At 37.0% G+C, this 17,474-nt stretch carries 16 protein-coding genes and 2 tRNA genes; all 18 read left to right on the top strand.

What is annotated here, in order from left to right; translation table 11 throughout:
* Positions 1 to 25 precede the first annotated feature (25 nt).
* The 18 genes from ACFFIX_RS23325 (at position 26) to prkT (ending at position 17,406) form a co-directional block, all read left to right on the top strand.
* Positions 26 to 979: a ribose-phosphate diphosphokinase gene (locus ACFFIX_RS23325; RefSeq protein WP_378938332.1), complete on the top strand. Its 954-nt coding sequence runs from the start codon at positions 26 to 28 to the stop codon at positions 977 to 979.
* 137 nt (positions 980 to 1,116) lie between these two features.
* The gene (locus ACFFIX_RS23330; RefSeq protein WP_378938335.1) at positions 1,117 to 1,734 is read left to right on the top strand and encodes a 50S ribosomal protein L25/general stress protein Ctc; all 618 of its coding nucleotides are present in this window, start codon (positions 1,117 to 1,119) and stop codon (positions 1,732 to 1,734) included.
* Positions 1,735 to 1,858: 124 nt separating this feature from the next.
* On the top strand, positions 1,859 to 2,416 hold the full coding sequence (pth, locus tag ACFFIX_RS23335; protein ID WP_378938337.1) for an aminoacyl-tRNA hydrolase: 558 nt from the start codon (positions 1,859 to 1,861) through the stop codon (positions 2,414 to 2,416).
* Positions 2,417 to 2,497: 81 nt separating this feature from the next.
* Positions 2,498 to 2,728 carry an anti-sigma-F factor Fin gene (gene fin / locus ACFFIX_RS23340; RefSeq protein WP_378938339.1) on the top strand — a complete coding sequence of 77 codons (231 nt, stop codon included), beginning with the start codon at positions 2,498 to 2,500 and terminating at the stop codon, positions 2,726 to 2,728.
* Between the two features lie 63 nt (positions 2,729 to 2,791).
* Positions 2,792 to 6,343 carry a transcription-repair coupling factor gene (gene mfd, locus ACFFIX_RS23345; protein ID WP_378938341.1) on the top strand — a complete coding sequence of 1,184 codons (3,552 nt, stop codon included), beginning with the start codon at positions 2,792 to 2,794 and terminating at the stop codon, positions 6,341 to 6,343.
* 193 nt (positions 6,344 to 6,536) lie between these two features.
* Positions 6,537 to 7,073 (top strand): stage V sporulation protein T, encoded by a 537-nt coding sequence (gene spoVT, locus ACFFIX_RS23350; protein ID WP_378938396.1) that lies wholly within the window; start codon positions 6,537 to 6,539, stop codon positions 7,071 to 7,073.
* 116 nt (positions 7,074 to 7,189) lie between these two features.
* Positions 7,190 to 8,797 (top strand): putative polysaccharide biosynthesis protein, encoded by a 1,608-nt coding sequence (locus ACFFIX_RS23355; RefSeq protein WP_378938343.1) that lies wholly within the window; start codon positions 7,190 to 7,192, stop codon positions 8,795 to 8,797.
* The gene (gene yabN, locus ACFFIX_RS23360) at positions 8,798 to 10,261 is read left to right on the top strand and encodes a bifunctional methyltransferase/pyrophosphohydrolase YabN (protein WP_378938346.1); all 1,464 of its coding nucleotides are present in this window, start codon (positions 8,798 to 8,800) and stop codon (positions 10,259 to 10,261) included.
* A 12-nt stretch (positions 10,262 to 10,273) separates the two neighbouring features.
* Positions 10,274 to 10,534 carry an RNA-binding S4 domain-containing protein gene (locus ACFFIX_RS23365; protein WP_378938347.1) on the top strand — a complete coding sequence of 87 codons (261 nt, stop codon included), beginning with the start codon at positions 10,274 to 10,276 and terminating at the stop codon, positions 10,532 to 10,534.
* 107 nt (positions 10,535 to 10,641) lie between these two features.
* Positions 10,642 to 10,950, top strand: coding sequence for a sporulation protein YabP (yabP, locus tag ACFFIX_RS23370; RefSeq protein WP_378938349.1), 309 nt, complete (start codon positions 10,642 to 10,644; stop codon positions 10,948 to 10,950).
* Entirely contained in the window at positions 10,947 to 11,582 is a 636-nt protein-coding gene (yabQ, locus tag ACFFIX_RS23375) for a spore cortex biosynthesis protein YabQ (RefSeq protein ID WP_378938351.1), read from the top strand. Before yabP ends, yabQ begins: the two co-directional genes overlap by 4 nt.
* A gap of 14 nt (positions 11,583 to 11,596) precedes the next feature.
* On the top strand, positions 11,597 to 11,971 hold the full coding sequence (locus ACFFIX_RS23380; protein WP_378938353.1) for an FtsB family cell division protein: 375 nt from the start codon (positions 11,597 to 11,599) through the stop codon (positions 11,969 to 11,971).
* A gap of 88 nt (positions 11,972 to 12,059) precedes the next feature.
* Positions 12,060 to 12,500: a S1 domain-containing RNA-binding protein gene (locus ACFFIX_RS23385; protein WP_378938355.1), complete on the top strand. Its 441-nt coding sequence runs from the start codon at positions 12,060 to 12,062 to the stop codon at positions 12,498 to 12,500.
* A 184-nt stretch (positions 12,501 to 12,684) separates the two neighbouring features.
* Positions 12,685 to 12,758: transfer RNA gene (locus ACFFIX_RS23390), tRNA-Met, on the top strand.
* Between the two features lie 20 nt (positions 12,759 to 12,778).
* Positions 12,779 to 12,850 (top strand) — tRNA-Glu (locus tag ACFFIX_RS23395).
* 219 nt (positions 12,851 to 13,069) lie between these two features.
* Positions 13,070 to 15,553 (top strand): stage II sporulation protein E, encoded by a 2,484-nt coding sequence (gene spoIIE / locus ACFFIX_RS23400; protein ID WP_378938356.1) that lies wholly within the window; start codon positions 13,070 to 13,072, stop codon positions 15,551 to 15,553.
* A gap of 133 nt (positions 15,554 to 15,686) precedes the next feature.
* Positions 15,687 to 16,424 (top strand): vWA domain-containing protein, encoded by a 738-nt coding sequence (locus tag ACFFIX_RS23405; protein ID WP_378938357.1) that lies wholly within the window; start codon positions 15,687 to 15,689, stop codon positions 16,422 to 16,424.
* Positions 16,390 to 17,406 carry a serine/threonine protein kinase PrkT gene (gene prkT, locus ACFFIX_RS23410; RefSeq protein ID WP_378938359.1) on the top strand — a complete coding sequence of 339 codons (1,017 nt, stop codon included), beginning with the start codon at positions 16,390 to 16,392 and terminating at the stop codon, positions 17,404 to 17,406. The genes ACFFIX_RS23405 and prkT overlap by 35 nt, the downstream gene beginning before the upstream one ends.
* The last annotated feature ends 68 nt before the right edge of the window (positions 17,407 to 17,474 follow it).

Below are 17,474 nucleotides of genomic sequence, written 5' to 3' on the forward strand. Positions count from 1 at the left end.
TCCTAATGGAGGTTTTCCTTTTACTATGTCTAATCGCTATCAAGATTCAGATTTAAAAATATTTACGCTAAATTCTAATGTGGCATTGGCGCAAGAAATTGCAGATGTTGTGGGTGTTGATCTTGGGAAAAGTTCAGTAACACGCTTTAGCGACGGGGAAATTCAAATAAATATTGAAGAAAGTATCCGTGGTTGTGACGTTTACGTTATCCAATCAACAAGTGGTCCAGTGAATGAACATCTTATGGAGTTATTGATCATGATTGATGCCTTGAAAAGAGCATCTGCAAAAACGATTAATATCGTTATGCCATACTACGGATATGCTAGACAAGATCGCAAGGCGAGAGCACGTGAACCAATTACAGCAAAACTTGTTGCAAATCTCTTAGAAACAGCAGGTTCTACACGCGTGATTAATCTTGACTTACATGCACCACAAATTCAAGGATTCTTTGATATCCCGATTGATCACTTAATGGGAGTGCCGATTCTTGGTGATTACTTCCAAAAGAAGAATCTGAAGGATATTGTCATTGTTTCCCCAGATCACGGAGGGGTAACACGTGCTCGAAAACTTGCAGACAAATTGAAAGCTCCGATAGCGATTATTGACAAACGTCGTCCCAAGCCAAATGTGGTAGAAGTGATGAATATTGTCGGGAACGTTGAAGGGAAAACTGCCATTTTAATTGATGATATCATTGATACAGCTGGCACCATCACTTTAGCCGCAAATGCTTTAGTAGAAAACGGTGCGTTAGAAGTGTATGCATGCTGTACACATCCAGTTTTATCAGGCCCAGCAATTGAACGTATTCAAAATTCTAAAATAAAAGAACTAGTTGTCACGAACTCAATTGCAATTAGTGAAGACAAGAAAATAGATAAACTAATTGAACTTTCTGTCGCACCATTAATAGGTGAAGCGATAATCCGTGTTCATGAAAAGCAATCTGTAAGTACTTTGTTCGATTGATTTCGACAATCCTTTTCTTGGAGTAATTAATGCTAAAAGTGTTGATATGTATCCTTTTTATTTTAATAACGTTTAGATTCACCATGTTTAGGGAAACTAGTAAATATGACTAAATAAACGTTAGGAAGGTGTTACAAATGACAACATTACAAGCAAATGAAAGAAAAAGTTTTAAAAGCTCTTCAAATAGATTAGTTCGTGAAAAAGGCCAGATACCTGCTATTATTTACGGGAAGAAGATTGAGAGTCAGCCTGTTTCAGTTGATAACATAGAGCTATTGAAAACATTACGAGATGAGGGTCGTAATACGATACTTCAATTAAAGGTTGGAGAATCAACACATTCTGTCATGCTCTATGACATGCAAAAAGATCCTCTCAAAAATCAAATTGTTCATGTGGATTTTCATGTCGTGGACATGCAAGCAGAGATTGAAGTGGAAGTCCCAGTTCACCTCGTTGGAGATGCACCAGGGGTAAAAGATGGTGGCGTATTACAACAACCATTACATGTACTTTCCATTTCTACTAAACCTGGCGATATTCCACAATCAATTGAAGTAGATATCACAAATCTAGGAGTAAATGACACACTTACAATTAAAGATGTTAAAGCAAGTGGTTCGTATAAGTTTACTCAAGATGAAGATCAAGTGATTGCTTCAGTTCTCCCTCCTAAACAGGAAGAGGAAATTGATAGTGGTGAAGAACAAGAGCCAGGTCAACCGGATAAAGAAGAGGGAAGAGAAAACTAAGAATTAAATAGTGACTATAGAGACTGACACTTTTTTAAGTCAGTCTCTTTTGTTATATGTTATGATTACATAGTAATAGACAATGTTGAAACAATAAAAATTGATTTGCTGAGGAGGGTTTCTTTTGAAACTCATCATTGGTTTAGGTAATCCCGGAAAGCAGTATGAATCCACGAGACATAATATCGGATTCATCATTATCGATCAACTCTCTAAAAGTCTTAACATCCCGCTTGATCGAACCAAATTTAACGGTTTGTATGGGATGGGGCATATATCAGGAGAGAAAGTCATATTATTAAAACCACTTACATACATGAATTTATCTGGTGAATGCATACGTCCATTAATGGATTATTACGAAATTGAAAATCATGATATTGCTGTTATTTATGATGACCTTGACTTGCCTACTGGAAAAATTCGTTTACGAGAAAAAGGCAGTGCAGGCGGGCATAATGGCATTAAGTCAATGATTCAGCATCTTGGTACGCCGGGGTTTAACCGAGTAAGAGTGGGAATCGATCGTCCTACTAATGGTATGAAGGTACCTGATTACGTATTAGGCCGCTTTGGTGATGATGAACTAATCCATATAAAGAAGGCGATTGAACAGTCTTCTAACGCTTGTGAGAAGTGGATTAGTTCACCTTTTATACAAGTGATGAATGAATTTAATTAACCTAGCAGAATAAGTGAGCATGTATAGCGCTATTAAGAAAGGTTCATACTAACAATAAAAACCTTTCTTAGGAGGCAAATAATGGCTCTTCACTATTTTTGTCGGCACTGTAGTGTTAAAGTTGGAAGCCTTGATAATATCTCCGTTTACAGTGAGCAATTGGGATTTAATCAGCTTTCTAATCATGAACGACAAGAAATGATTTCGTATGAACAAAACGGTGATATTCATGTAAAAACGATTTGTGAAGATTGTCAGGAAGCGCTCGATCGTAATCCTGATCTTCATCAAGTACAGAATCTAATACAGTAAAACGCTTTGGGAGACATCCCCAAAGCATTTTTCTGTTTTGATATGAGGAAATTTAATTAGGTTATGGAGAAAGGGGGGCTCGGCTTGCAAGGTTTACAAAAGTATTTTTATGAAAATGATGATTTCAAAACAATTGTCTCTGGAATTGAAGAAGGGTTAAAAGAACAGTTAGTGTCAGGTTTATCTGGCTCAGCAAGAACCGTTTTTACCTCGTCTCTTTTTAAAGAAACAAATAAACCGGTGTTAATTGTGACACATAATCTTTTTCAAGCACAAAAAATTTATGAGGATATGCTAAACCTTCTTGGTGACAGTGTTTATCTTTACCCTGTTAATGACTTAATTGCATCTGAAATAGCGATAGCGAGTCCAGAATTAATGGCACAAAGAATCGATGTTCTAAACAAGCTTACAACAGGAAAAACGGCAGTGGTTGTAGCTCCTGTCGCAGCACTTCGAAGGCTTTTACCGCCAAAAAGCAGTTGGGAAAACAACCAATTTACAATTGAATTGGGACAAGATATTGAGCTCGATATGTATATCCATCGCCTTGTAGAGATTGGATATGAACGAACAGACATGGTCAGGTCACCAGGTGAATTTAGTGTGCGTGGTGGGATTATTGACATCTATCCCCTTACAGAGGAGCACGCAATTCGAATTGAATTATTTGATACAGAGGTTGATTCAATTCGATCTTTTAATATTGAAGATCAACGCTCCATTAAAATGATTGAAAAGGTATCAATTGGTCCAGCTAAGGAAGTAATATTACCAGAACATGCTGTTATTCGCTGTATAAATGAATTAAATACTAAATTATCCAAAAGCTTAAAAAAAATCAAAAATGAAACACAAAAAGAGCTTTTGATGGAAAACATTCAGCATGATATTGAACGTCTAAAAACGGGTCAAATTAATCAAGAAATGTTTAAATACCTTTCTTTATTCTATGAAAGTCCTGCTAGTTTACTAGATTATTTCCAAGATGAATCAATCCTTCTTTTAGATGAAGTGAGTAGAATTCATGAAATGTATGACCAGCTAGAGAAGGAAGAGGCAGAATGGTATACAGGATTACTTGAAGAAGGAAAAATTCCTCATGATGTCCAAATTTCTCATCCATATGTAGAGACGATCACGCAGTCTGGACACCATCTGGTTTATTTATCATTATTTTTAAGACACGTGCCACATACGAGTCCACAAAACATTTTAAATACATCATGTAAGCAAATGCAGAACTTTCATGGTCAGATGAATGTCTTGAAAAATGAACTTGAGCGCTGGAAGAAATCCAATTATGCTGTGGCATTCCTAGGTGGAACAAAAGAGCGTTTGAAAAAGCTAGAAAGTGTGTTAGAGGATTATGAAATTGAAGCCATAATCTTACCTGATGGGGTACCACTGAAGAGTGGAAAGATTTCAATTATCGAAGGTGAACTACAAACAGGCTTTGAATTACCGATGCAGAGATTGGCAATTATTACCGAAGAAGAGCTGTTCAAAAAGAGAGTCAAGAAACAGGTCCGGAAACAAAAGCTCTCAAATGCAGAGCGTCTTAAAAGTTACTCAGAGCTACAGATTGGTGATTATGTCGTTCATATCAACCATGGTATCGGTAAATATTTAGGTATTGAGACATTAGAAATTAATGGAATTCACAAAGATTATGTAAATATCAGGTATCAAGGTAGTGATCAGTTATATGTTCCAGTGGAGCAAATTGATCAAGTTCAGAAGTACGTTGGTTCTGAAGGGAAAGAGCCAAAAATCTACAAATTAGGTGGCACTGATTGGCGCAAGGTTAAGAAAAAAGTGGAATCTTCTGTTCAAGACATTGCTGATGATTTAATAAAATTGTATGCAGAACGTGAAGCGAGTGAAGGGTACGAATTCTCACCTGATGGAGAAATGCAACGAGAGTTTGAAGCTGCATTTCCATATCACGAAACAGAAGATCAAATCCGTTCAATTCATGAGATTAAACAAGATATGGAACGTTTGCGCCCAATGGACCGCTTACTATGTGGAGACGTAGGGTATGGAAAAACAGAAGTCGCAATACGGGCTGCATTTAAAGCAATTGCAGATGGAAAGCAGGTTGCATTACTAGTTCCGACAACAATTTTAGCCCAACAACATTACGAAACAGTTCGTGAGAGATATCAAGATTTTCCGATCAACATTGGTCTTTTAAGTAGATTTAGAACTCGAAAAGAAATGAACGAGACGATTAAAGGGCTAGGCAATGGTTCAGTAGATATGGTAATTGGCACTCATCGTCTTCTATCTAAAGATGTGACGTATAAAGACTTGGGACTGTTAATTGTGGATGAAGAGCAGCGGTTTGGTGTGACACATAAAGAGAAAGTTAAACAATTAAAATCAAATGTTGATGTCTTAACACTGACTGCAACACCTATCCCTCGAACGCTTCACATGTCAATGCTAGGGGTGAGGGATTTATCAGTCATTGAGACGCCGCCAGAAAATCGTTTCCCTGTTCAAACATACGTGGTTGAATATAATGGTGCCCTTGTGCGAGAAGCAATAGAAAGGGAGTTGGCACGCGGCGGTCAGGTCTACTTTTTATACAATCGTGTGGAAGATATTGATCGAAAAGCAGAAGAAATTTCAATGCTAGTTCCAGACGCTAGGGTTGCTTTTGCTCACGGTAAAATGACAGAAAACGAACTTGAGTCTGTCATGCTCAACTTTTTGGAAGGCGAATATGACGTGTTAGTAAGTACCACCATTATTGAAACGGGTGTAGATATTCCAAATGTGAATACGTTGATCGTAAACGATGCCGATAAAATGGGATTGTCTCAGCTGTATCAATTACGAGGCCGTGTTGGTCGTTCAAATCGCATAGCATATGCGTATTTCACCTATCGTAAAGACAAGGTATTAACAGAAGTGGCAGAAAAGCGTTTGCAAACAATTAAAGAGTTTACTGAGCTAGGATCAGGATTTAAAATTGCCATGCGTGACTTGTCTATCAGGGGAGCGGGAAATTTATTAGGTGCACAGCAGCACGGGTTCATTGATTCTGTGGGCTTTGATTTATACTCGCAAATGTTAAAGGATGCAATTGAAGAACGTAAAGACGATCACCATAAAGAAAAACGTTTTGAGGTCGAGATCGATTTAGAAGTAGATGCTTACTTACCTCAAGAATACATATCTGATGGACGTCAGAAAATTGATATGTATAAAAGGTTTAAATCGATTTCTTCTATAGTTGAGCTAGAAGAACTACAGGAGGAAATGATTGATCGTTTTGGTGAGTATCCGCAAGAAGTAGATTACTTGTTCCGAATTGCCAAAGTAAAGGTCTTTGCTGTTCAAGAGAGAGTAGAACAAATAAAGCAAGATAAAGATCAGATCTCAATGTTTATAGAAGAAAAGGCTAGCAGCTCAATCGATGGACACAAGTTATTTGAAATAAGCAACAAGTATAGTCGGATTGTAGGCTTAGGAATGGATGCGACAAGATTAAAAATAACCATTGCAACAAAAGGGCTTACTCCTGATAAGTGGTTAACAATAATAATTGATTTATTAAATGCATTAGCGGAAGCAAAAAAAGAAGAAATATCTTCAAGTTAAGGTTTAATGAACCCAGTTCTTGGCAAAGCTTTAAAGTCATTATTGTCCTAAAAAGTTAAAAAATCGCTTTCATTATGTATATTACATCGGTTGTGAAGGATACTAATTTCAACAAATGGTGATTGTTACATAAAAAGGAATGAACAACAATCAGCCGTTTTCCTATCATCAGATGAAAGTGAGGCAACATGAGATGAAAGCAACTGGTATAGTTCGTCGCATTGATGATTTGGGTCGCGTTGTAATCCCTAAGGAAATTCGTAGGACACTACGGATTCGTGAGGGAGATCCACTTGAAATATTTGTTGATCGTGATGGTGAAGTTATTCTAAAAAAATATTCACCAATAAGCGAGTTAGGCGACTTTGCAAAAGAGTATGCGGATGCTCTATATGATAGTTTAGGGCATACAGTGTTAATTTGTGACCGAGACAACTATATTGCGGTCTCGGGAGGCTCTAAAAAAGAATATTTAACAAAAAACATTAGCGAAATTATTGAAAAAGTGATGGAAGACAGAAGTTCGGTTATACAAAATGATGTAGGTGACATCCAGTTAATTGATGGTACGGATGAAACGCTTAAGTCTTATACTGTAGGACCAATTGTAGCTAATGGTGATCCAATCGGAGCAGTAGTTATTTTCTCTAAAGAACAAAGTGTTAATGAAGTTGAACACAAAGCGGTTCAAACTGCCGCCGGCTTTCTAGCACGTCAAATGGAACAGTAATTATATTTTATAAGTTATGAATCAGGACAGCGAAACGCGCTGTCCTTTTATCATTCTATGGAAAAACAATATGATATAATAAGTCCGTTATAAGCTGTATTGGAAGGAGAAGGGTGATGAACAGCGAGAAGCAAAGCGCCCATCTTATTTTACAAGGTGCCATACTATTAACGATTGCCGGATTGCTCACAAAAATTTTGAGTGCAGCTTACCGAATTCCGTATCAAAATATTGTTGGGGACATTGGTTTTTATATCTATCAACAAATTTATCCTTTCTATGGAATGGCTGTTATGTTTGCAACAACAGGTTTTCCTGTTATTATCTCGAAACTGCTAACAGACTATAATGTCGAAAAAAATGATTCTATACGTTCGAAAGTTTTAACTGTTACCATGCTCTTTCTGGTAGTTGTTGGAATAATGATGTTTATCATTCTTTTTTTAGGTGCAGAAATCATTGCAAAAATCATGGGAGATCCTCCATTAAAGATCTTAATTCAAGTCATTTCTTTTTCTTTCTTATTGGTTCCGTTTATTTCCTTTTTTAGAGGGTATTTTCAAGGTAATCAACAGATGTATCCCACTGCAATTTCTCAAGTAGCGGAGCAGGGAATAAGAGTCGGAAGCATTCTCGTGATTTCATACATATTAATTCAAAATGGTTATACCCTATATGAAGCTGGTGCTGGCGCTCTTTTCGGTTCTTTAACAGGTGGACTAACTGCGCTAGCTTTGTTAGCATTCTTTTGGTTCAAAACAAATCAGCATGTTACCTTTAAGTGGAGTTTAACTGCAAACGTTCAGTCAACAGATATTATTATGACTTTATTAAAATACAGTTTTACGATTGGATTTAGCAGTTTGTTGTTGATTTTGATTCAATTAATTGATTCGTTACACTTGTATTCACTTCTAGTTTCAAACGGTGTAAACGAAACGGTCGCCAAGGAATCAAAAGGAGTTTACGACCGAGGTCAACCTCTTATTCAGTTAGGAACCGTTGTTGCGACGTCTTTTGCATTATCACTGGTACCTATAATTGCTAAAGCAAAAAAAGAAAATAATGAAGAATTTATTCATAAAAAAGTGAATTTGTCTTTAAAAATTTGCATCGTCTTTGGCGTGGCTGCTACTGTAGGATTAATTGCCATTATCAAACCAACAAATGTCATGCTTTTTATGGATCAGTCAGGTAATTTAGTGTTATCTATTTTAAGTTTGTCGATTTTATTTACGTCCTTATCTTTGACACTTACGGCTATACTGCAAGGGCTTGGGCACACGGTTTATCCTGCTCTCGCTGTAACTGTCGGCTTATTGGTGAAGTTCGTGTTGAATCTTATGCTTATTCCATTTATGGAAACAGTGGGAGCTGCCATTTCAACTGTACTGGCGTATTTTTCCGTTGTAGTTGTGCTCATTATTATTATAAGGAAAAAGAAATATCGTCTAAGAAACAGTAAAAGCATCAAAAAAATTGCAATTGCGGTTTTTGTCATGCTCACATATCTTGTTCTTTCTACAACTTTTCTAGAATTCTTTTTAAATTCTAATGATCGTGGACAAGCTGCGTTTATCGCTTTATCTGGCGTAACAATTGGTGGTATCTGCTATTTATTTTTAATAGTAGCTTTAGGCGTATTTACGAATGAAGAGCTGGTTGACCTTCCATTTGGAAGCAAACTACTCTTGTTTTTAACAAAGTTGAAATGGGGTAAATAAATGACAAAAGTGATCACGGTGGTCGGACTTGGTGCTGGAGACTTAGAACAAATGCCACTAGGAGTTTATAAACTATTAACTACAACTGAGCACCTTTTTTTACGAACGAAGGAACATCCTGTTATTAATCAAATGTCCGCGGACCTTCCTGAATACCAGTCCTTTGACTCTATTTATATGGAGAACGAACAATTTGAACAGGTATATATTAAAATTGTAGAAGAGTTATACAAACAAGCAGAGAACAAGGAAATTGTTTATGCGGTTCCAGGTCATCCTCTCGTTGCTGAACAAACCGTTCAACTACTTATAAAAGAAGGACGCGATAAAGGGTATGAGATTAAGATAAGGGGTGGTCAAAGCTTTCTTGATGCAACGTTCCAAGCTCTTGAAATAGACCCGGTAGAGGGGTTTCAACTGCTAGATGCATTAACTTTGAAGCGAGAAGAGCTGCAGCTTAAACAGCATATTGTGATTACTCAAGTTTATGACCAACTAGTAGCATCAGAAGTCAAATTAACCCTTATGGAACAGCTACCAGATGATTATCAAATATGGATCATAACAGCTGCAGGAACTAGTGATCAAATAATTAAGAAAGTCCCGCTCTTTGAGATGGACCGAGTTACAACTGTCAATAATTTAACGAGTGTTTACATCCCACCTGTTCAAAATGAAGAACTAATGTATCATCAATTCACAAAATTCCGAAACGTGATTGCAGAACTTAGAGGCCCAAATGGATGTCCATGGGATAAAAAACAAACACATCATACGTTAAAAAAATACTTAATTGAAGAATGTTATGAACTATTAGAGGCAATTGAGGAAGAAGATATAGATCATGTTATTGAAGAATTAGGAGACGTTCTCCTACAAATTCTCCTACACGCACAAATTGGTGAGGATGAAGGTATGTTTACAATCGACGATGTGATCAAAGGGATTACCAAGAAAATGATCCGGAGACATCCACACGTATTTGGTGACGTAACGGTAAGGGATTCTGAAGACGTTCTAAAGAATTGGGACGAAATTAAAAAGCAGGAAGGCAAGCAACCTGAAGAGAATTCCTTATTAGATTCCGTAGCTACCACGCTTCCGGCTCTCTCAAAGGCGTATCATTTACAAAAAAAGGCTGCAAAGGTTGGTTTTGATTGGCCTAATATTGATGGTGCCTGGGATAAAGTTAAAGAAGAAATACAGGAGTTTGAAGAAGAGCTAAATTCGCAACAAGATGATTCTCTAATGCTTCAAGAATTAGGCGATGTTTTATTTTCGCTCGTTAATATTGCGCGATTTAATGGTGTTGAGCCTGAGGAAGCGCTCGCCTCAACGAATAAAAAGTTTTATGAACGCTTTTCTTTTATTGAAAAAAAAGCAAAGGAACAGGGAAAGGTCCTATCAGAAATGGCGTTAGAAGAAATGGATTTGTACTGGAAGGAAGCAAAAAAAGTAAACTAAAGGGGTACTATAATGAGACTAGATAAATTTTTAAAGGTATCGAGATTAATTAAAAGAAGAACATTAGCTAAAGAAATTGCCGATCAAGGGAGAATAGCAATTAACGGAACTCCTGGAAAAGCGAGTTCAACCGTAAAAATAGGTGATGAGCTTTTAATACGATTTGGCCAAAAGCTTGTAACTGTGAAGATTGAGGATCTAAAAGACGCGACAAGAAAAGAAGAAGCTACAAATTTATACTCAGTTGTGAAAGAAGAGAAGGTAGCTGAATAATAATTCTTTAAACCCAGTCTAATCAAAAAATATAGGGCTTGTTCTAAACCGCAATTATGTTTCATAAAATGTAAAAGAATATTTTTACAAGATTGCGGGGGTTGAAGATGAATCAATATTATGACAACCAGTCGGCTATCACTAAAGGGACTGTCCAAGAGCACGATGTGATTATGAGAGGACGAAAACTGTTAGATATCACAGGTGTAAAGCAAGTTGAGAGTTTTGATAATGAAGAATTTTTGTTAGATACTGTTATGGGTGCCTTAGCTATTAGAGGTCAAAATCTGCAGATGAAGAATCTAGATGTCGACAAAGGGATCGTTTCAATTAAGGGAAGAATCTATGATCTTATTTATTTAGACGAGCAGCAAACGGAGAAAGCTAAAGGCCTCTTTAGCAAGTTGTTTAAATGACACTCACTGTACAATTTTATACCATGCTTGCAATGTTTGGTATGGGAGGATGGATTGGTTTAGCTCTTGATACACATGGTCGCTTTTTGAAGCGGCCTACAAGGGCTAGATGGGTTGTGTTTATGAATGACTTACTTTTCTGGATTGTACAAGGACTTATTCTTTTTTATCTATTGTTGCTTGTCAATGAAGGTGAGTTAAGGGTTTATATCTTTTTAGCCGTTTTATGTGGTTATGCAGCGTACCAAAGTTTATTAAAGGGATTTTACTTAAATATTCTTGAGCGTATTATTCTGACAAGCCTTGCAATCTATCGGTTTGCAATAAAAGTCGGAAATTTACTTCTTGTCAGACCAATCATAGGATTGATTCAATTTATTTTTGTGATTATTTTAGGAATACTTAACTTTTTATTGAGATTTGTAAAATGGGCTTCACAACTTCTCTATTCATTCGTTAAAATTATAGTAGCGCCACTTTTTTGGATACTAAAAATACTCTGGAATTTTATTCCACATACAATAAAAAACTTCTTTATCAAGAATATAAACAAAGTTGCAGGATTCTTAAGAAAAAGCAAGAATATATTTGTAAACTTAACGTCTTGGTGGAAACAGCTATTTAAAAAGTAAGGAGGGCAATGGAGATGAGTCTCGCGAGAAATCGTAAAATTACCCAGCTTCAGTCACAGTATATGATGCAGCAAGAGAGAGATCAACAGATCAACCAGCGACGCAAAAGAGGCTTAGTTAGAAGGCTCACATTGTTCGGTATTTTAGTTTTGGTTTCAACAGTTGTCATGGTATCAACTATTTTCTCCCAATCGAGTGCTATTAACGAAAAAATAAGCGAGCAGAAAAAATTGGAAGAAGAGCTTTCTCATCTTGAAAGAGATGAAAAATTGTTAGAAGAAGAAATCATTAAATTGAATGATGACGAGTATATAGCGAAGATTGCTCGTCGGGACTATTTCTTGTCTGATGAAAATGAGATCATTTTCAATATTCCTGAAAGCGAGTAGGCTTGTTGACACTAGATTTTTTGTTTATGTATAATATAATAAAGATTTGAATGATTTTTTATCTGTTCTAAGGAGGAGCAATATTTTTATGTCGATAGAAGTAGGCAGCAAAGTAAAAGGGAAAGTGACGGGTATTACTAATTTTGGTGCGTTTGTAGAGTTGCCGGCAGGCTCAACAGGACTCGTTCACATAAGTGAAGTAGCCGATAATTACGTGAAAGACATTAACGATCACTTAAAAGTCGGTGATGAAGTTGAAGTAAAGGTTATCAATGTTGAGAAGGATGGCAAAATTGGTCTATCAATTAAAAAAGCAATTGATCGCCCGGAACGTCCAGAACGACCTCGAACTGACCGTCCACGACCAACAGATCGCTCAAGACAACGAGGCGGAGCAACGGAATTCCGTCCTAAAGAAAATTTCGAGCAAAAAATGAATCGGTTCTTAAAAGACAGTGAAGATCGTTTATCTTCTCTTAAGCGTAATACGGAGTCGAAGCGTGGCGGTCGAGGAGCAAAAAGAGGGTAGAGTGCTGCTTTCAATATAGAATAATAAAAAGGAAAACATTTGATGTTTTCCTTTTACTTTTTATCACAAAAATTATGTTTTCTAATTTTCTTATTGACGGACTCAGTAATCGAATGTATTATATATTTTGTGCCTTAATTACTATTACGTAATTCGGACAAAAAGCAAAGTGTTTTATTACTATGGCGGCGTAGCTCAGCTGGCTAGAGCGTACGGTTCATACCCGTGAGGTCGGGGGTTCGATCCCCTCTGCCGCTACTAATTAAGATAATATTGACGGCCCATTGGTCAAGCGGTTAAGACACCGCCCTTTCACGGCGGTAACACGGGTTCGAATCCCGTATGGGTCATCTCTTTTATAAAAACCTAGTTCCTTTAATCAGGAGCTAGGTTTTTTCTCGACAAATGAAATCATAGGAAATGATCGTAATTTAACAGAATATTTGTATTTTTGTCGCATTCTTCAAAAACCGTCGAACAGTTTATCGATTGAGATTCCTTCTTTTGACAAAATCCTTCCATTATACCTTGCTATAATACAGTCAACGTTGAAAAGTGGGGGAATGAAAATGGAAAAAGTAGAAAGAAGGTTAATGGAGCCTATCTCAGAATTAAATATTGAGAGAACCCAACAAGTCGTAAATCGTTTCTACCATCGTTTATCGGCCCGGTTGCAACTGTTGCTTTTACACAAAGGACTCGTTTATGTATTGATCGGCTTTTTACTAGGACGAGCTATGATTTTAACCGAAGTACTACCATTTGCGCTACCATTCTTCGGTGCAGTTTTCTTAATGAAGAAAGATAAAGCTCTTTTAGCAGGATTGTCCCTCATCGCTGGGGGGTTAACGATATCGTATGAAGTTTCGATTTTAATTGCAGTTTCATTAATGCTTTTTTTGGTCGTTAACAAGCTGACAACTTTTGTTTACAAAGACAAGCTGAAAGCACTACCTTTTCTCGTTTTTCTGACAATAGCGATGACTAGGTTGAGTTTTTTCTATATATCTGGTTCATCTCTTACTTTGTATGAATATATGATGGCTGGGGTTGAGTCAGGCTTGGCCTTTATCTTGACTCTCATTTTTCTCCAAAGTATCCCTCTTATTTCTGCTAGGAAGTATAAACAATCACTTAAGATAGAAGAAATCATCTGTATTATGATTTTATTGGCCTCTGTTATGACCGGTTTAGTAGGAGTTACTTATCAAGATCTCCAAGCAGAGCATGTGATTTCTCGCTATATTGTGCTTCTTTTTGCATTTATCGGTGGATCAAGTATAGGTTGCACGGTTGGTGTTGTAACTGGATTAATCTTAAGTCTGGCGAATGTTGGAAACTTATATCAAATGAGCTTACTTGCTTTTTCTGGACTACTAGGCGGTTTGCTTAAAGAGGGGCAGAAATTAGGAGCTGCAATTGGTTTATTAATAGGTTCTGTTTTAATTTCCTTATATGGTGAGGGGTCAGCAGAGCTACTAAAAACACTAATAGAATCAATGATTGCAATTCTGCTTTTTCTATTAACTCCTAAATCAATTACAAGTCGACTAGCAAAACATATTCCTGGTACAAATGAGCATGCACAAGAACAACAGCAATATGTTCGGAAAATTCGTGATGTAACAGCACACCGTGTTGACCAGTTTTCTCAAGTATTCCATGCATTATCGGAGAGCTTTGCTACTTTTTATGAAAAGAATGAGGACAAAAGTGATCAACGTGAAACCGATCTTTTCCTAAGCAGTATCACAGAAAGCACATGTCAGAATTGCTTTAAAAAGGAAAAGTGCTGGGTAGAGAACTTTGATAAAACATATGACTACATGCAAAGAATTATGCTAGAAAGTAAAGAAGGTATCTACCAAAATAACTTAAAGTTAAAAAAAGATTTTCAGAGACATTGCTCCAAATCAAAGCAAGTTGAAGAAGCGATTGATCAAGAAATCAATTATTTCCAAGCAAATCAGCGAATAAAGAAAGAAGTTCAAGAGAGTAGAAGGTTGGTTGCCGAGCAGCTATTAGGAGTTTCACATGTGATGGAGGACTTTTCTAAAGAAATAAAACGTGAAAGGGAGAATCATTTTGTCCAAGAAGAGCAAATTTTAGATGCATTACAAAATTTCGGAATTGAAATTATGCATGTTGATATTTTTAACCTAGAACAAGGAAACGTAGATATTGAAATGAGTATCCCATTTTGTAATGGTCATGGAGAGTGTGAAAAAATTATTGCACCGATGCTTTCAGATATTCTCGAGGAATCAATTATTGTTAAACAAGAAGAGTGTGCGACTTACCCGAATGGATTTTGTCACGTTTCTTTTGGTTCATCAAAAGCGTATCGCGTAGATAATGGTGTAGCACATGCAGCTAAAGGAGGAGGTCTTGTTTCAGGTGATAGCTATTCCATGATTGAACTTGGAGTAGGTAAATATGCAGTTGCAATCAGTGACGGAATGGGAAATGGAGTTAGAGCTCACCTTGAGAGCAATGAAACGATTAAGCTATTACAAAAAATTCTTCAATCAGGCATAGAAGAAAAAGTAGCGATTAAAACGATAAATTCTATTCTTTCACTTCGAACAACAGATGAAATTTTTTCTACTTTAGATTTAGCGATTGTAGATTTGCAAGACGGTCAATGTAAATTCCTTAAAATCGGCTCCACACCTAGCTTTGTGAAGCGGGGCGATAAAATCATTAAGATCCAAGCAAGCAACCTACCGATGGGAATTGTTGATGACTTTGATGTTGATGTTGTAGGTGAACAGTTAAAAGCTGGTGACTTACTTATTATGATGAGTGATGGCATATTTGAAGGTCCAAAGCATGTAGAGAATTATGATTTATGGATGAAACGTAAATTAACTGAAATTATAACGGAGGACCCTCAGGAAGTTGCTGACATCATCATGGAGGAAGTGATTCGAACACGAGCGGGGAAAATAGAGGACGACATGACTGTGGTCGTTTCTAAAATTGAGCATAATACTCCGAAATGGGCATCAATTCCTGCCACGAAATATTATGAAGCCAATAAAACCGGCTGAACTTAATGGAGGTGCTTTTGAAAAGTATAAAACCCTACCCTTCTGGCGAGGATGGTAATAATGTGAATATTTCATACATTGGAAGAAAATTAAATCATTGTATGGGAAATTGTCTCGTCTAGGAGGGGAAAGAATGACTAAAGGTCAACTTAAGCAGATTTTATTAATAACAGATGGATGCTCTAATCATGGAGAAGATCCCATTGCAATGGCAGCCTTGGCCTCCGAGCAAGGAATCACTGTAAATGTAATTGGAATTGTTGAGGAAAGTGTTATTGATCAAGAAGCAATTCAAGAGATTGAAGGGATTGCGATGTCTGGCGGTGGTGTCCATCAAATCGTTTATGCACATCAACTATCTCATACGGTACAGATGGTTACTCGTAAAGCAATGACACAAACGTTACAAGGTGTAGTAAATAAAGAACTTCAGCAAATACTTGGAAAAAAGGTTTCTATGGAAGAATTGCCTCCAGAAAAGAGGGGGGAAGTCATGGAGGTGGTCGACGAGCTAGGTGAAACCGTGAGCTTAGAGATTCTCGTATTGGTTGACACGAGTGCAAGTATGAAGCCAAAGTTACCGACAGTAAAAGAGGCACTGTTAGACTTGTCAATAAGTCTTAATTCAAGAACTGGTGTTAACCAATTCTCTGTGTCTGTATTTCCTGGGAAAAAGGATGAAGTCGAAAAGGTCCTAGATTGGACGCCAAAACTAGAATCATTGTCTTCAATATTTCCTAAACTATCAACTGGAGGAATTACACCGACAGGACCTGCAATTAGAGATGCTATCCATCACTTTAAGAAAAAGCGTTCCTTGAGGAGTTTGTTGAAGAATGATGAACAATACTTCGATGAATCAGGCATGTAAGCTTAAACCTGGCACATCTCTAATTGGTAAATGGAATAAGAATATTTACACAATGATTCGGTTGCTAGGCGAAGGAGCAACTGGTGTCGTCTATTTAGCAGACAGTGATCAAGGAAGAGTTGCGTTAAAGTTGAGTGAGAACAGCCTGTCTATTACTTCAGAGGTAAATGTTCTTAAGCACTTCTCTAAGGTCCAGGGTTCTTCTCTTGGGCCTTGTTTGCTTGATGTCGATGATTTCATACAACCCAATACGCAAAAAATAATTCCCTTTTACGTTATGGAATATGTGGGAGGTACTGATTTTTTAACGTTTGTTCAAGGAAAGGGTATTGAATGGGTTGATGTTCTCATTCTTCAACTATTAACAAACCTAGAACAATTACATCGGCACGGATGGGTATTTGGAGATTTGAAACCTGATAACTTAATCGTCTCAGGTCCCCCGACTAAGATAAGGTGCATTGATGTAGGTGGAACAACGATGCAAGGTCGGTCTATTAAAGAATTCACGGAGTTTTTTGATAGAGGCTATTGGGGGTTAGGAACACGAAAAGCAGAACCAGCATATGATTTGTTTGCTGTAGCAATGATCATGGTAAATGTAGCTTATCCAAAGAGATTTTCTAAAAAAACCGATGGTACAGAAGGCAAGATCCACTTATTTGAGGCAATTGATCAAGATACGTTCTTAAAAAAGCATAAACAGATGTTAGTAAATGCAATTTTAGGGAAATACAATAGTGCAGCAGAAATGAAACAAGATCTACTTGTCATTGTCAGCACAGCGACTAGTAAACCTGCTCGTTCAAACAATGGTACAAAAAGTAAACGCGTTCAACAGAATCGGCCAACTGCTAGTACCCGTAAACAAGTAAAACAGAGTAATAAACGAAAAAAGACAAGTGGACTACTAGAAACGATCGTTATCTTAATTGGGGTTTTTCTCATTTATTCACTTTATGTAATGCAAAACTTAATGTAATTTTGAGAAATCTGTGAAACTTTGCTTCTTTTTTGCAGTCTCATCAATAATAATGGTAGGATATTTAT

Origin of the sequence: Metabacillus herbersteinensis (assembly GCF_042433335.1) — a bacterium.
Lineage (GTDB): Bacteria > Bacillota > Bacilli > Bacillales > Bacillaceae > Metabacillus > Metabacillus herbersteinensis.

Coding starts and splice junctions, on each gene's coding strand:
- ACFFIX_RS23325 (WP_378938332.1), top strand. CDS start 26: ATGTCTAATCGCTATCAAGATTCAGATTTAAAAATATTTACGCTAAAT.
- ACFFIX_RS23330 (WP_378938335.1), top strand. CDS start 1,117: ATGACAACATTACAAGCAAATGAAAGAAAAAGTTTTAAAAGCTCTTCA.
- fin (WP_378938339.1), top strand. CDS start 2,498: ATGGCTCTTCACTATTTTTGTCGGCACTGTAGTGTTAAAGTTGGAAGC.
- mfd (WP_378938341.1), top strand. CDS start 2,792: ATGGAGAAAGGGGGGCTCGGCTTGCAAGGTTTACAAAAGTATTTTTAT.
- spoVT (WP_378938396.1), top strand. CDS start 6,537: ATGAAAGCAACTGGTATAGTTCGTCGCATTGATGATTTGGGTCGCGTT.
- ACFFIX_RS23355 (WP_378938343.1), top strand. CDS start 7,190: ATGAACAGCGAGAAGCAAAGCGCCCATCTTATTTTACAAGGTGCCATA.
- yabN (WP_378938346.1), top strand. CDS start 8,798: ATGACAAAAGTGATCACGGTGGTCGGACTTGGTGCTGGAGACTTAGAA.
- ACFFIX_RS23365 (WP_378938347.1), top strand. CDS start 10,274: ATGAGACTAGATAAATTTTTAAAGGTATCGAGATTAATTAAAAGAAGA.
- yabP (WP_378938349.1), top strand. CDS start 10,642: ATGAATCAATATTATGACAACCAGTCGGCTATCACTAAAGGGACTGTC.
- yabQ (WP_378938351.1), top strand. CDS start 10,947: ATGACACTCACTGTACAATTTTATACCATGCTTGCAATGTTTGGTATG.
- ACFFIX_RS23380 (WP_378938353.1), top strand. CDS start 11,597: ATGAGTCTCGCGAGAAATCGTAAAATTACCCAGCTTCAGTCACAGTAT.
- ACFFIX_RS23385 (WP_378938355.1), top strand. CDS start 12,060: ATGTCGATAGAAGTAGGCAGCAAAGTAAAAGGGAAAGTGACGGGTATT.
- spoIIE (WP_378938356.1), top strand. CDS start 13,070: ATGGAAAAAGTAGAAAGAAGGTTAATGGAGCCTATCTCAGAATTAAAT.
- ACFFIX_RS23405 (WP_378938357.1), top strand. CDS start 15,687: ATGACTAAAGGTCAACTTAAGCAGATTTTATTAATAACAGATGGATGC.
- prkT (WP_378938359.1), top strand. CDS start 16,390: ATGATGAACAATACTTCGATGAATCAGGCATGTAAGCTTAAACCTGGC.